Here is a 14,030-nt window from a genome sequence, read left to right on the forward strand (position 1 = left end):
GGCACGTATATTTCTGTTATGATGGAATATATTCGCAACTTTTGGTGTGGAATAACGTCTAAAAGGTTGTCTGATATTACATAAGCGCGTATATCAGGTCGCCGCACCGGAGCATGTGGCAAAAAAATTATGAATGGAAGGGTGACGAATGAAGAAATTTGGTTTTTTGTTGTTATTATTTGTCTTCATGTGGGCGGTTCCGGGTTATGGACATGCGGCTTCGAGTGGAACACAAATCTATCTCGACGATCAACAGTTAAGTGTCCCGAGCGGTGCTAAGGCACAAGTGATTGGTGGAAGTACAATGGTTCCGCTACGCGTAATTTCTGAAAATTTAGGTTATGACGTGACATGGAAGCAGCAGGCGCGAACCATAACGATTGAGAAGGACAGTACCTCGATCCGAATGATAATCGGAAGCAAGACGGCGACTGTCAATGGAAGCGACATTAGTCTGGATGCTTCGCCTCTGCTGCGTTCCAATTATGCCCTTGTACCGCTTCGCTTTATCGGCGAGCAAATGGGACTGGACGTAAAATGGGACAGTAGCTCCAAGTCCGTAAAATTATATACCCGCAGTAGCGGGTCGGGAAACGGGGAATTTACTCCTCCTAAATCCGGGAATAGCAGCACAGATACTGGAAGTGTAACTTTACCAACGAATAATGCCAGTTCAGGTGTAATGCAGGTACAGGGAATCAGTTTCAGTCAAAACCGCTTAACCATTACGACTACGGGTGCAGTGAAGCCAAAAGCATTTACAATGACTGCCCCTGATCGAGTAGTTGTGGATTTGCCGGCTACGGCTTTTGCTGACAACTTTGGGGCCCAGCAAAAGCTGGACAGCAGCCAGAATGGTTCACTGGATATTCAGGATGAAGCGGATGTATCCGGTATCCGTTATGCTTTATTCCAAAAGGAACCTTCAACGGTTCGTGTTGTTATTGATCTGAAGCATGTCATGAATTATACCGCATACAATGACGGCTCGAGTCGTGTTATCGTCGATCTGGCATCGAAGGATTCAGTGAATACAACACCTGACGCTACCTTACCAGATGGTTCACAGCCGGATGGTACACAGACCTCACCAGTTAACAGCAATGGCAAAAAAGTCGTTGTTATTGATGCCGGTCATGGAGCGAAGGATTCCGGAGCCGTTGGGATTTCTAGAAAAAATTACGAAAAGACCTTCAACTTGGCTATGGCTCTGAAGGTAGAAAGCATTTTGAAGCAGAACCCTAATCTTGAGGTTGTGTTGACACGCAGCGATGATACGTTTTTGGAGCTTAAACAACGCGTAAAAGTGGCTGAAAATCTCAATGCCAACGTATTCGTGTCCATTCACGCCAACAGCAGCGGCAGCTCGGCTTCCAACGGTACAGAGACGTATTACCAGCGTAGTGCAAGCAAAGCGTTCGCGGACGTCATGCATAAGTACTTTGCACCAGCGACAGGTTTAACAGACCGGGGCATTCGTTATGGCAATTTCCATGTCATTCGGGAAACGACGATGCCTGCTGTTTTGCTTGAGGTAGGATATCTCAGTAATGCGAAAGAGGAAGCCACACTGTTTGATGAAGATTTCCAAAACCGGGTAGCTCAAGGGATTGCAGATGGCATCACAGAGTATCTTGGTGTAAAATAAATCTTCAACAAATCGCTTGCCAACGTCAAGCAAGGAGGGGGACATATGAACAAGAAAATCGTAATCGCAGGTCTGCTGGCACTGTTTGCTATTGCAGGTGCAGGCTGCGCCTCCAAGGAGACAGCCGCTCCTGCTGCTCCATCTCAGGAAACAAAAACGTCTGCGGCGCAAAATAGCACACCAGAACAAACGATCCCTGATTCATCGACTCAGTCTGCTGAAAATAACGGAGCGAGTCAAACACCTGCATCCTCGTCAACCGAGCCTACAAACACCAAGACGGATACGGTAAAATCAGGAGACCGCCAAACTCAACAGATCACGGTGTACTACACCGATACACAAGAGACAGGTTTGAAGGAACAGAAAAAGGAAATTACCTACCCAAGCGAGCTGGAAAAATTCCAAAAGGCGTTTGAAGCTCTGCAAAAGAGTGGGAATTCTACTCTGATACCGTTATGGTCCGAGAAAATTTCCGTGCATAAAATCAAATTGGACAATGGAGCATTGACGTTTGATATTTCCCTGCCGGACGAGGCTCGTCTGGGTGCAGGCGGCGAGGAATTGGCTATTGACGCTTTGAAGAAAACGATGTTCCAGTTCAAGGAAGTCAAAACGCTGGATTTGCTCGTAGATGGTCAATCCCTGGAATCCTTAATGGGACATGTAGACCTGGATCATCCGATGAACCGTTAACAGATCAGACTGTATGAAAATTTCTTGGGAATTACACACTTTTCTCGTGCAATCTGTGACAGTTAATGTTAATATAGGAGTGTATTTCTCGCCTATGCAGGCAGTCATGCACAAATAGTATTCGTTTCTTTCGGATGATTATTTAGAGTGACCGTCTTGATGCGGGCTATCCCGTATCAAGACGTTTTTTTTGGTAGGAGGTAGGATTCCGTGAATGCAGCAACCGCACGTCATATATTGGACACCATCGGTACGATGTTTCCGGATGCCCATTGTGAGTTGAACCATGACAATGCTTTTGAATTAACGATTGCTGTGTTATTGTCTGCTCAATGCTCCGATCAGATGGTGAATAAAGTAACGGCAGACCTGTTTCAAAAATACAAGACACCCGAGGATTATTTGGCTGTTCCCATTGAAGAACTGGAGCAGGATATCCGCAGAATCGGCTTGTACCGGAACAAGGCTAAGCATATTCAAAACCTGTGCCGTTTATTGATAGACCAGTACGGCGGAGAAATACCGTCTGAGCATGATGAGTTGGTCAAGCTTCCCGGTGTTGGGCGCAAGACGGCTAATGTCGTTGTGTCCACCGCTTTTAATGTACCAGCTATTGCGGTAGATACGCATGTAGAGCGTGTTTCCAAACGACTGGGCTTTGCGGGATGGGACGATTCAGTGCTAGAGGTGGAAAAAAAGCTGATGAAAAGGGTACCTAGGGACGAATGGTCCTTGACCCATCACAGGCTCATTTTTTTCGGCCGCTATCACTGCAAAGCGCAAAACCCTCAATGTCAGGTATGTCCGTTGCTCGATGTATGCAGGGAAGGCAAGAAACGTATGAAAACGTCCCTGATCAGGAAAGATAAGGAACGTAGAGCTTAAAGACCCCGCAGAGATTACGAGGGTTTAACCATTTAAGTGTAGAAAAGGATGAAGAGTATGAAATGCATTTCGGTATATACAGACAATTTTGAGGCTTTTTCCGATATTTTTGAGCAAATCGTAACATCGGAGTTTGCTGAAAACGAAGAGCGCGAGCTTGAAGGAATCACAGTTAGCCATTCTGGTGATGTACCTGAGTATTATCTGGAGCGTATGTCTCAAAAGCCGGAAGTAGTCGTAATGAAGGACAAATCCCGCGGAATTACAATTTTGCAGCATGGTCAAGTATTCGAAATTTTGCTGCCAGTGCTTGAGACGGCAACAAATTAAGTTCAATTAGCGGACATGCTTGCATGCTCCGCCGTAAGCGGCTCGGCTGGTCTAACCAGCCTCGGGGCGCATGGTGTATAACTTACAGAGGAGTTATTCTTAAATGAGCATTTATGATTATTCAGCCGTTGCAATGAACGGTAAGGAAATCTCCCTTAGTGATTTCAAAGATAAAGTGGTATTAATTGTAAATACAGCCAGCCAGTGCGGTTTTACATTTCAATATCAGGATTTGCAGCGTTTGTATGATCACTATAAGGATAGAGGTTTGGTGATTCTCGGCTTTCCGTGTAATCAGTTTGCCGATCAGGAGCCGGATTCCAATGACAGCGTGCATGCATTTTGTACCCTGAATTATGGCGTTGCGTTCCCCATGTTCCAAAAGGTGGATGTACGTGATAAGCAGGCTCACCCGTTGTTTACATATCTTTCTTCGTCGTTGCCCTTTGAGGGCTTTGATGAAACGCATTCGGTTGCCAAAATACTTATTCCTTTAATTCATGAGCGTCATCCTGAATACTTAGCTGGAGATTCGATCAAATGGAATTTTACAAAATTCCTGATTGATCGGAACGGGAAAGTGGTCAAACGCTTTGAGGCGACGACGGATCCCCTGGATATGGAAGAGGATATTGAAGCTTTGCTGTAAAGATCAGTTTTGGACAGAATGAGATGAACTTATTGGTACTATTGATAAAAAGGCGGTTTCCCAAAGTCATGTACATGGCGGGGAGCGCCTTTTTTTAACATCTTTTTTAATTCAGGATTTTGCAAAATTCGATTCCAGTCGCTCCAAGGTGCAATATATAGACGAATAAAATCATTTCGATCTATATATTGCTGGTTACACGTCGCTTTGTGGATTTTTGCAAAAACCTCAACTGTGATGATTCTCACAGCGCCTAAGGAATGCTACAATAAAGCTATTTGAGGCAGTTAAGGGACAAGGAGTGGAACTATAGCTTATGATGCAAACGATTACAGGGAATGCTCGGGAAGAAATGAATACGATAGAACAGTTACGGAATTTTTTGCGCACAGCTGGGGATGAGGAAGGAGCGAAAGCCGTAGCTGACTTGCTGGAGAAGGCGGATGCAGAGGAACTGACCATTGCATTTTGCGGGCATTTTTCCGCTGGGAAATCGAGCTTGATCAACAGTCTGTGCGGCAAAACAGTGCTGCCTTCCGGGCCGGTTCCTACGAGCGCTAATGTGGTGTCCATCCGTTACGGACGTTCGAGAGCGCTAATTCATCCGGCCAAAACATCAGAAAACCCGGAGCCGGAGGTGCTGGAAACCTCTCTGTCCGAGCTGGCTGAATATTGTAAAAATGGCGGAGCTTACGAATCGGTTCAGGTATGGGAGGATGTCCCGATGTTAGCTGGCGGAGGGGTACTGCTGGATACACCCGGTGTCGATTCTACGGACCATGGCCATGCGCTGGCGACACATTCTGCTTTGCACTGGGCGGATATTGTTTTTTATGTGATGGATTATAATCATGTTCAATCGGAAAATAACTTGTCCTTTGCCAAAAGTCTGTCGGATTGGGGCAAGCCGTTATATTTGATTATTAACCAAATAGATAAGCATCGAGAGCGAGAGCTTTCATTTACACGTTATCGTAGTGAGGTGGAGGCTAGCTTTCATGCTTGGCAGGTTCATTACACGGATATACTGTTCACCTCCTTGAAAGAGCAAAACCATCCTTGGAACCAATGGAAAGAGCTGCCGTTGCTAATCAAAGCACTGTTGGAGCGAAAAACAGAGCTATTGTCGTACAGTTTGGTTTCCTCCATGCGCCATTTGGCGGATCAACATGTGGAGGCTGTACAGGCTGCGGAGGAAGAGGAACTGAACACGTTGCTGGAAGAGGCAGGCGGGGAGGAAGTCATTTCGCGTCTGGCTATGGAGCTGGAAGTTTTTCAGCAAGAGGATGAACGCTGGCAGATGCTGGCGGAGCAGGAGCATAAACGGCTGCGGCAGGAGCTGGATCATCTACTGGAGCATGTACATTTGACACCAGCAGAGCTGCGTGAGGCGGCGAGTGAATATTTGGAGAGTCGCAAGCCGGGCTTCAAGGCCGGGCTATGGTTCGCCGGGGGAAAGACGGAGCGGGAGAAGGAAAACCGTTTGGAACGACTGACTGGTATGCTGGCTGATCAGGTGGAGGGGCAGTTGCTTCCTCATGTGCGAGAGCTGCTGCGTTCCTGGGGGGATGGGCATGGTTTGTGGTCGGCTGCGATGGAGCAGGAGCTGGACGAAATTCGTCCTGTGACGGATCGGAGTTTGATTGAGCAGACGGTGAAGGAAACCGCGTTGTCGTCGGAGTATACGCTGAACTATTGCAAGGATCTGCGCAGCGCCGTTACGGCAGATTGCCGCCGCAAGGCGCTGGCGCTGGCAGACCGCATGCTGGCGCAGCTAGCTGCGCAGGCCGAAGCACGCCGCGCGGCTCTTGCGTCCGCGCGCACCGAGCTGCTGGCGCAGGCGGACGCGGCAGGCCGTTATCGCGCCCGCCTAAGCGCCTCGGCTGCGCACGCCACCGTGCTGCGCAGCCTGCTTCCGCAAGCAGTCGCGCCTGACGCGTTGCCCCAGGCGACCGCGCCAGCGCCTGCGGCGGAAACCACCGCTGCGGCTTCGGCCGCGCCAGCGGGCGCTGCGCGTACTGCCGCCGCTGGCGCACACTCCGCAGCGGCGCAGCCGCTTGCGGGCACGGCGGCAGCACAGCCCGCCGCCGGAGGCCGCCGCACGCGGCTGGATGCAGCAGCGTCCCGGTTGCAGGCCGCCGCTGCATTGTTGAGCCCGTACCCTGCCATGCAAGCGGCAGTACGGGATTTGCACGCCCGCGCCGCTGCGCTGGAAGGCGGGCGGTTCACGCTGGCGCTGTTCGGAGCGTTCAGCGCCGGGAAGTCCAGCTTCGCCAACGCTTTGCTGGGCGAAGCGGTGTTGCCTGTATCGCCGCATCCGACGACAGCGGCGATTAACCGGATTATGGCGCCCGCAAGCAAGGAGCGCCATGCTACCGCAGACGTCCATATGAAATCAGTGGACGCTTTGCGGGAAGACCTTAAATACTCGTTTCGGCTGTTAGGGCTGGGAGAACCGGGTGCAGAGGGATGGCAGGATACCGTACATGCGTTATCCCCCGAAGGCATTCACCCTGCCGGGCGGCCCCATTACAGCTTTTTGAAGGCTGCCGCCGCTGGATGGGAAGAAGCTGAAAGCTTGCTGGGCCAGCAGCTTCAAGTAAATCTGGAGCAATATCGGGATTTTGTTGCATCCGAGCATAAGTCATGCTTTGTGGAGCATATTGACCTTTATTATGACTGCCCTCTGACCCGTCAGGGGATCGTGCTTGTGGATACGCCTGGAGCGGATTCAGTCAATGCGCGTCACACAGGTGTGACCTTCAATTATATGAAGCATGCGGACGCTCTTGTATTTGTCACGTACTATAATCACGCGTTTACCCAAGGAGACCGTCAATTTTTGAACCAATTGGGCCGGGTGAAAGAGACGTTGGCGCTGGATCAGACCTTTTTTATCGTCAATGCAGCAGACCTCGCTTCGTCCGAAGAAGAGCTGCAATCCGTAACCCGGCATGTGCAGGAGCAACTGCAAGCGAACGGGATTCGTAAGCCGCGTATTTATCCGCTGTCTAGTATGCTGGCGCTGGAAGCAGCCGAGCAAGGAGAGGCTTCGCTGCGTGCGGCTTCAGGTTTTGATGCGTTTGAAGATGATTTTTCAGCATTTGCAGCCGAAGAGCTGGCCGGATTGTCCATTGCTTCCGCCATGCAGGAGCTGGGGCGGTTGCGAAGCCGGATAGTGCAACACGCCGCAGATGCCAGATATAGCGTGGAGGAACGCGAAGGGCGGTTGGAGCGAATAAACCATATCCGCGAGGGACTGGAGCAAACACTACTGAGCCTGTCTGATAGCAGTGGTGCAGCCGTGTTGTCTGGGGAAACCGATGAACTGCTGTTTCACGTACGTCAACGGCTGGCTTATCGGACTGGAGAGTTTATCGCGGAGGCGTTTCATCCGTCTGTCCTGCGGGAAGGTGTGGGCGATCTTCGTTCAGCATTTGCTTCCTGTGGCCGTGAGCTGATGCGCCTGATCGAACTGGAACTGTCACAAGAATTGCTGGCAACCACGCTGAGGCTGGAAAAAACGGGACAAAGCTTGGTACGCAAGGCTATACAGCGGTGTGTAGAGGACATGAACCATCAGCTGGAAGGACTGGATTGCACGGTTCCTGAACCCAGAGAATGGGCTGTTCCCGAACTGATTGAAATTTCCTTACAGGAGTCCGTCCATTGGAAAGAATATTGGGGCAGCTTTAAAAATCCAAAGCTATTTTTTGAAGGATCTGGCCGTGCGGGTCTGCAAACCAAACTGGAGCCAGTGCTGCGCGAGAGAATCGGGGAAGCTGTAGAGCAACAGCGAGAACGAATGTCCTCTTTTTACATTATGCTGGTACAGGAGGAACAAATGTGGCAGACGACTCAGCTTCGGGAGCAGATGCTGGAGACGATTCGCGGTATGGAGCATGCACTTACGGGTGGTGAGCAGCCACAGGTTTGGGAAGAGCTTGTCAGTCGGATTGTCGCCTTGGAGCAGGAAGAATCGCTAACGTAATTCTTGCCACACATTGCCTAAGTTCATTTTTTCAAATAACCTAATCAGCTGCCTAATAAGCATTCCATCCATAGATTGCGGGCTACCGTCGCTTCATGGACAAGCATATCTTTCATCAGGACACCGGGTTGCGGGACAACCCGGTGTTTTAAGCATGCTTCAAAAAGACAGCAATAACGAGTAATTAGCCATATTCAATGATAAGAAAGCGATTTAATTTGTCTAATCACCCGCCAATTGCGAACCTGCCTGAAAACGGCCAGTTATCCTCTTTGCCCCCTTGGAATGCGAATGGTAAACTTCACTAAGCCATATAACAACGTCGTGCAACTAATGGAGGGACATTGACATGGAAGTGCTCAGGCAATTGCAGGGCTTTTTTCGTGAGAGGAGACATTATCTGTTTCTTTCCATTCTATGCCTTGCGATAGCGACGGCCCTGGGACTGGTGTATCCAAACCTGCTCCAAAGGCTAATTGATAACGCTATCATCCCCGGTGACTTCGGGAAAGTCCCGGCGCTGGCTCTAACTGTGCTGGGAGTAGTGATCGTCAAAGGCTTTATGCAATTTTTACACGGTTTTTTTGGTGGACGGCTGGGTAACTATCTGGCATACCGACTCCGCAATGCTTGTTATGAAAAACTGCAATTTTTGTCCTTCAGATATTATGACACTGCCAAAACGGGGGATCTCATGTCCCGTTTGACGGGTGATCTGGAGGCGATTCGCAACTTCATCGGGTTTGGTTTTGCCCAAATCCTCAATGTGGTACTGATGGTCGTATTCGGATCTATGATGATGCTGTATATCAACTGGCAACTCACCCTCTTTACGATGATCAGCATGCCTTTGCTGCTCTTCGTCACGTTTAAGTTCGAATCACGAATTCACCCCACCTTTCAGGAAATGCGGATTGCGCTCAGCGCCTTGACGACAGCGGTGCAGGAAAATATAACAGGCGTGCGCACCGTCAAATCATTTGCCCGCGAATCATATGAGGTTGAAAAATTTTCAGTGCGAAATGAGCAATACAAAAGTAATCAAATTCAAGCTGCTTCCCTGTGGAGCCGTTTCTTCCCCGCCATGGAGCTGATTGCTTCTGTCAGTGTGGTTCTTCTGCTGGGCATGGGGGGCTATCTGGTTATTGAAAAGTCGCTGACCCTGGGTCAGCTTGTCGCCTTTTTTAGCTTAATTTGGTATATTATCGGCCCCATCTGGAACATTGGCTTCCATATCAATAACTATACCCAGTCCAAAGCTTCTGGTGAACGGGTCTTGGAGCTATTGAATCAATCGGTGGATGTCACCGATGAAGCTGATGCTCTGTCGCTCGATGCTGACGAGGTGGAGGGCCATGTCACATTTGAGCATGTCACTTTTGCTTACGGGAATAAGCTACCCGCTGTCGTTGACATCAACCTGGATGCGCCCCCGGGATCAGTCATCGGTATTTTGGGCGGAACCGGATCAGGTAAATCCACCATTATTCAACTGCTTATGCGAGCTTACAATGTGAACGCAGGCAGCATCAAGCTGGATGGAACGGAAATACGCCATTTGAAAATCCGTGATTTACGTGCTCAAATATCTTCCGTGTTCCAGGAGACGTTCCTGTTCTCATCTTCCATCCGTAACAACATTGCTTATGGACTAAGCCATGTCAGTATGGATGACATTATACGCGTATCCAAGCTGGCTCAGGCGCATGAATTTATTACCGAGCTGCCATTGGGCTATGACACAGTTGTCGGTGAACGGGGACTGGGGCTGTCTGGTGGGCAAAAGCAACGGATTGCCATCGCACGCGCACTACTCAAAAATCCGAAAATTTTGGTGCTTGATGATGCGACCAGCGCGGTCGATATGGAGACGGAGCATGAAATCCAGACCGGTTTTCAAGAGGTTATGCGAGGACGGACGACCTTTATTATTGCTCACCGTATTTCTTCACTTCGTCATGCTGATGAAATTGTAGTGCTGGAGGAAGGGCAGATAGCCCAGCGAGGAACGCATGAACAGCTCATTGCTACTCCAGGTCCGTATCAGGATGTGTATCATATTCAATACGCTGACTACATAGCCCAGACTCCTGACGGTGCATCCGAAAGGCAGGTGAGACCATGAATGTACCCGCTGAAAAAGCCAAAACGCTTCAAAAACCAATGAATGAGCGATTTGTGTACCAGGATGATGATATCATCGACAAACCGTTTAACTGGTCCGAATTCAAACGGTTGCTCGCATACATGAAGCCTTACGCCCGGCAGATCCTGCCGATACTACTGGTCATGATGATTCTTGGTACCATCACCAAGCTGACCGTTCCCTATCTGATCAGTCTGGCCATTGACAAGGCGATTGCTCCCGTAGGGCCTGCACTGCCGAGTGTAAAATTGCTGCTGCTTATAACTGGAGCAGTGCTGTTGCTATATTTAATTCAATGGGCAGCCAGTACGTACCGCATTAAATTCACAAATATTATCGGTCAACGTGTCATTTACGATCTGCGTGAGGATCTGTTCAAGCATATTCAGAAGCTTTCCTTCAACTTTTTTGATAAAAGACCGGCTGGATCTGTATTGGTACGCGTTACGAATGACATCAACTCGCTTCAGGATCTATTTACGAATGGTGCGGTGAATGTCCTGATTGACTGTGTACAGCTCACTGGAATCATCGTCATTTTGCTGCTGATTAACTGGAAGCTTGGTCTGGCGGTCATCGTGACTGTTCCGATCATGTTTTTAATCTCTACCAAGCTGCGTGTGCGCATCCGCCGTGCCTGGCAGGAAGTACGCATGAAGAATTCCCGTATCAACTCTCATCTGAATGAATCCATTCAGGGTATCCGTGTGACGCAGGCGTACACGCAGGAGCAGGAAAACATGGCTTATTTCGATAACATGAACAGCTCCAGCAAACGATCTTGGGATAAAGCATCGGCCATGAATCAGATCTTCGGCCCGCTCATTGATATTACCGGAGGCTTGGGTACGCTTGTGCTGTTCTGGTTCGGGGCACATCTGATTCAGACGGATCAGCTTACGGTAGGTCTGCTGGTTGCGTTTGCCAACTATGTGGGGAACTTTTGGGACCCGATTAATCGACTGGGCCAAATGTACAACCAGTTGCTGGTTGCGATGGCTTCGTCTGAAAGAATTTTTGAGTTTATGGATGAACAGCCGAATATTGCGAATAAGCCGGGAGCCAAAGACCTACCGTCCATTCGCGGCGATATCCATTTTGAAGAAGTTGTTTTTGAATATGAAAAGGGACGTCAGGCGCTTAAAGGCATTAATCTCTCTGTCGAGGCGGGTCAGTCCATTGCGCTTGTCGGGCATACCGGATCTGGTAAAAGCACAATCATTAACCTGCTCAGCCGGTTTTATGACATTACATCAGGGCGACTTATGATTGACGGCCATGATGTGCGTGATGTAACGGTGGAGAGCTTGCGTAGCCAAATTAGCATCGTACTTCAGGATACATTTATTTTTTCAGGTACGATTCGCGATAATATTCGATTCGGTCGACTGGATGCAACGGATGAGGAAATTGAAGCGGCTGCGAAGGCAGTCAATGCTCATGAATTCATCGTTCATTTGCCGGGCGGCTATGAAACAGAGGTAGAGGAGCGGGGCGGTATGCTGTCCATGGGCCAGCGCCAGCTGCTATCTTTTGCCCGCGCTTTACTGGCTAATCCACGAATTCTCATATTGGATGAAGCCACAGCCAGTATAGATACGGAAACAGAACTGAAAATTCAGGAGGCTCTTCAGGTGCTGCTGGAAGGCAGAACCTCCTTCATGGTTGCTCATCGTTTGTCCACCATTCGGAATGCCGATCATATCGTCGTGCTGGATCATGGGCAGATCCAAGAAAGTGGGAATCATGAACAATTGATGAAAAAACATGGAATTTATCGGGGGCTGGTGGAAGCACAGTTCAGATTTTTGTAAAAAAAAGATCAAAAAATCGCGATTTTTGTAAATTTAAATGCGGAGCGCTATTGCATTCTTGGAGCTAAACCCTGAAAATAAAGATGAAAAGAGATCAGAGCAATATCTTCAGAGGGGGAAGAGTTCAAGATGTGGGGTGCTCCTTTTTCTGCTGGGGCTAAAAAGATGCTGCTGCTGGGTAGCGGCGAATTGGGAAAAGAAGTCATTATTGAAGCTCAGCGGCTTGGCGTGGAATGTATTGCTGTAGACCGCTATGAACTGGCTCCAGCAATGCAGGTGGCTCATCGTTCTTATTGTTTGGATATGCAGGATGCTGAGGCATTGAAGGCACTGATTCGCAAGGAAAAGCCCGACATAATTGTACCTGAAATCGAAGCTATTGCTACGGGTGCTTTGGAAGAATTGGAGCAAGAGGGATTTTACGTAGTTCCAACGGCCCGGGCCGCCCGTCTTACGATGGACCGGGAGGGCATTCGCAGGCTTGCTGCCGAGAAGTTGCAACTTCCGACCGCCGCCTACCGCTTTGCAGATCATTTTGAGCAGTTGCGGTCAGCGGTTCATGAGCTGGGCACGCCATGCGTGGTCAAGCCCTTGATGAGTTCGTCGGGTAAAGGGCAGTCTGTATGCCGGACACCCGAGGAAGCGGAATCCTGCTGGAATACGGCGTTGGAAGGCGCACGTGCCAAAACAACACGTGTCATTGTTGAAGCTTTTGTTCCGTTTGAAAGTGAAATTACGTTATTGACTGTCAGATCGGTATCGGGTACGACTTTTTGCCCACCGATTGGCCACATTCAAAAGGATGGGGATTATGTCGAATCTTGGCAACCTCATGGCATGACGGACAAGCAACTTTCGGACGCGGAGGACATTGCCCGTACGATTACGGATGAACTGGGTGGTTACGGATTGTTTGGCGTAGAGCTGTTTTTAACGGCTGATGGCGTCGTATTCAGTGAAGTATCCCCCCGTCCGCATGATACGGGAATGGTAACGATGATTACGCAGGATTTGTCGGAATTTGCGCTTCACGTACGGGCCATTCTCGGATTCCCGATACCGTCGGTTACACTGCTAACCCCTGGGGCTTCGGCTACCTTGAAGGCAAAACAAGCTACGCGGGATTTTGTAATCGGTGGTCTGTATGATGCATTATTGCTACCCCGGACACAGGTGCGAGTGTTCGGGAAGCCTGAAACCAAGCCGGGACGCCGGATGGCTGTAGCGCTTAGCGCTGCGGGAGATGTGGAAACAGCACGGAAGACGGCCAAAGAAGCTGCCAATATGCTGAAAGTGGAGGTAAATCATGTCTAACAATGTGATGTTTCCAGTACTGACAATTCGTTCCGTAGAGCTTGGCGATTGCGAAGCCGTAACAGGACTGCTAAGAGAAGTCGGATATCCGATGACTTGTGGTGTGATGAAAGAAGTTATGGGAACTACGCAGGAGGACTGCCAAGCAAATATGATGGTCGCAGAAATGGATGGTCGTGTTGTCGGCGTAATCGGCATGCATACGGCTCAAAGCCTGGCTTATCCTGATCCTGCCGTACAAATCACCATGCTGGTCGTGAGCAAGGAGTATCGCGGCGAGGGCATCGGCAAGCGCTTGGTGGCCTGCGGTGAGGAGTGGGGACGTGCACAAGGAAGCTTTCATTTGTTCATTACCGGAGCGAATAACCGCATCAAACAAATAGAGGCCCAAGCTTTCTACAACCGAATCGGCTTTGAAAAGCAAGGCTACCGTTTTAGCAAAAAGCTTAAATAACAGCCCTGTACAAGCCCGGATTATATTCAGAGCCTCATTACCATAGATCAGTCCCGTTTAGGCCATTGCCGAGCGGGGCTATTTTTTTTCCAACTTTTATACC

The 14,030-nt window shown here is 49.3% G+C and carries 10 protein-coding genes; all 10 read left to right on the forward strand.

Features of this window, described 5'->3' with window-relative positions:
- Positions 1 to 148: 148 nt before the first annotated feature.
- Positions 149 to 1,648 carry an N-acetylmuramoyl-L-alanine amidase family protein gene (locus ABH897_RS06505; RefSeq protein WP_283652175.1) on the forward strand — a complete coding sequence of 500 codons (1,500 nt, stop codon included), beginning with the start codon at positions 149 to 151 and terminating at the stop codon, positions 1,646 to 1,648.
- A 45-nt stretch (positions 1,649 to 1,693) separates the two neighbouring features.
- Entirely contained in the window at positions 1,694 to 2,344 is a 651-nt protein-coding gene (locus ABH897_RS06510) for a GerMN domain-containing protein (RefSeq protein WP_404521255.1), read from the forward strand.
- A gap of 210 nt (positions 2,345 to 2,554) precedes the next feature.
- Positions 2,555 to 3,229, forward strand: a complete 675-nt coding sequence (gene nth / locus ABH897_RS06515) for an endonuclease III (RefSeq protein ID WP_283652173.1) — start codon at positions 2,555 to 2,557, stop codon at positions 3,227 to 3,229.
- 57 nt (positions 3,230 to 3,286) lie between these two features.
- A complete protein-coding gene (locus ABH897_RS06520) occupies positions 3,287 to 3,559 on the forward strand; it encodes an NAD/NADP transhydrogenase alpha subunit (protein ID WP_283652172.1) in 273 nt (90 codons plus the stop codon).
- Positions 3,560 to 3,662: 103 nt separating this feature from the next.
- A complete protein-coding gene (locus ABH897_RS06525; RefSeq protein ID WP_404521257.1) occupies positions 3,663 to 4,208 on the forward strand; it encodes a glutathione peroxidase in 546 nt (181 codons plus the stop codon).
- A 316-nt stretch (positions 4,209 to 4,524) separates the two neighbouring features.
- On the forward strand, positions 4,525 to 8,199 hold the full coding sequence (locus ABH897_RS06530) for a dynamin family protein (RefSeq protein WP_404591392.1): 3,675 nt from the start codon (positions 4,525 to 4,527) through the stop codon (positions 8,197 to 8,199).
- 349 nt (positions 8,200 to 8,548) lie between these two features.
- On the forward strand, positions 8,549 to 10,324 hold the full coding sequence (locus ABH897_RS06535; protein ID WP_283652170.1) for an ABC transporter ATP-binding protein: 1,776 nt from the start codon (positions 8,549 to 8,551) through the stop codon (positions 10,322 to 10,324).
- The gene (locus ABH897_RS06540) at positions 10,321 to 12,159 is read left to right on the forward strand and encodes an ABC transporter ATP-binding protein (RefSeq protein ID WP_283652169.1); all 1,839 of its coding nucleotides are present in this window, start codon (positions 10,321 to 10,323) and stop codon (positions 12,157 to 12,159) included. The genes ABH897_RS06535 and ABH897_RS06540 overlap by 4 nt, the downstream gene beginning before the upstream one ends.
- A 129-nt stretch (positions 12,160 to 12,288) precedes the next feature.
- Positions 12,289 to 13,473: a formate-dependent phosphoribosylglycinamide formyltransferase gene (purT, locus tag ABH897_RS06545; protein WP_404591394.1), complete on the forward strand. Its 1,185-nt coding sequence runs from the start codon at positions 12,289 to 12,291 to the stop codon at positions 13,471 to 13,473.
- Positions 13,466 to 13,927: a GNAT family N-acetyltransferase gene (locus tag ABH897_RS06550; protein ID WP_283652167.1), complete on the forward strand. Its 462-nt coding sequence runs from the start codon at positions 13,466 to 13,468 to the stop codon at positions 13,925 to 13,927. Before purT ends, ABH897_RS06550 begins: the two co-directional genes overlap by 8 nt.
- Positions 13,928 to 14,030 lie beyond the last annotated feature (103 nt).

Source organism: Paenibacillus sp. RC73, assembly GCF_044908085.1.
In the GTDB taxonomy this organism is placed as follows: domain Bacteria; phylum Bacillota; class Bacilli; order Paenibacillales; family Paenibacillaceae; genus Paenibacillus; species Paenibacillus terrae_A.

Bases quoted from the DNA above. Each gene is read 5' to 3' on its own strand.
- ABH897_RS06505 (WP_283652175.1), top strand. From the start codon at position 149: ATGAAGAAATTTGGTTTTTTGTTGTTATTATTTGTCTTCATGTGGGCG.
- ABH897_RS06510 (WP_404521255.1), top strand. From the start codon at position 1,694: ATGAACAAGAAAATCGTAATCGCAGGTCTGCTGGCACTGTTTGCTATT.
- ABH897_RS06520 (WP_283652172.1), top strand. From the start codon at position 3,287: ATGAAATGCATTTCGGTATATACAGACAATTTTGAGGCTTTTTCCGAT.
- ABH897_RS06525 (WP_404521257.1), top strand. From the start codon at position 3,663: ATGAGCATTTATGATTATTCAGCCGTTGCAATGAACGGTAAGGAAATC.
- ABH897_RS06530 (WP_404591392.1), top strand. From the start codon at position 4,525: ATGATGCAAACGATTACAGGGAATGCTCGGGAAGAAATGAATACGATA.
- ABH897_RS06535 (WP_283652170.1), top strand. From the start codon at position 8,549: ATGGAAGTGCTCAGGCAATTGCAGGGCTTTTTTCGTGAGAGGAGACAT.
- ABH897_RS06540 (WP_283652169.1), top strand. From the start codon at position 10,321: ATGAATGTACCCGCTGAAAAAGCCAAAACGCTTCAAAAACCAATGAAT.
- purT (WP_404591394.1), top strand. From the start codon at position 12,289: ATGTGGGGTGCTCCTTTTTCTGCTGGGGCTAAAAAGATGCTGCTGCTG.
- ABH897_RS06550 (WP_283652167.1), top strand. From the start codon at position 13,466: ATGTCTAACAATGTGATGTTTCCAGTACTGACAATTCGTTCCGTAGAG.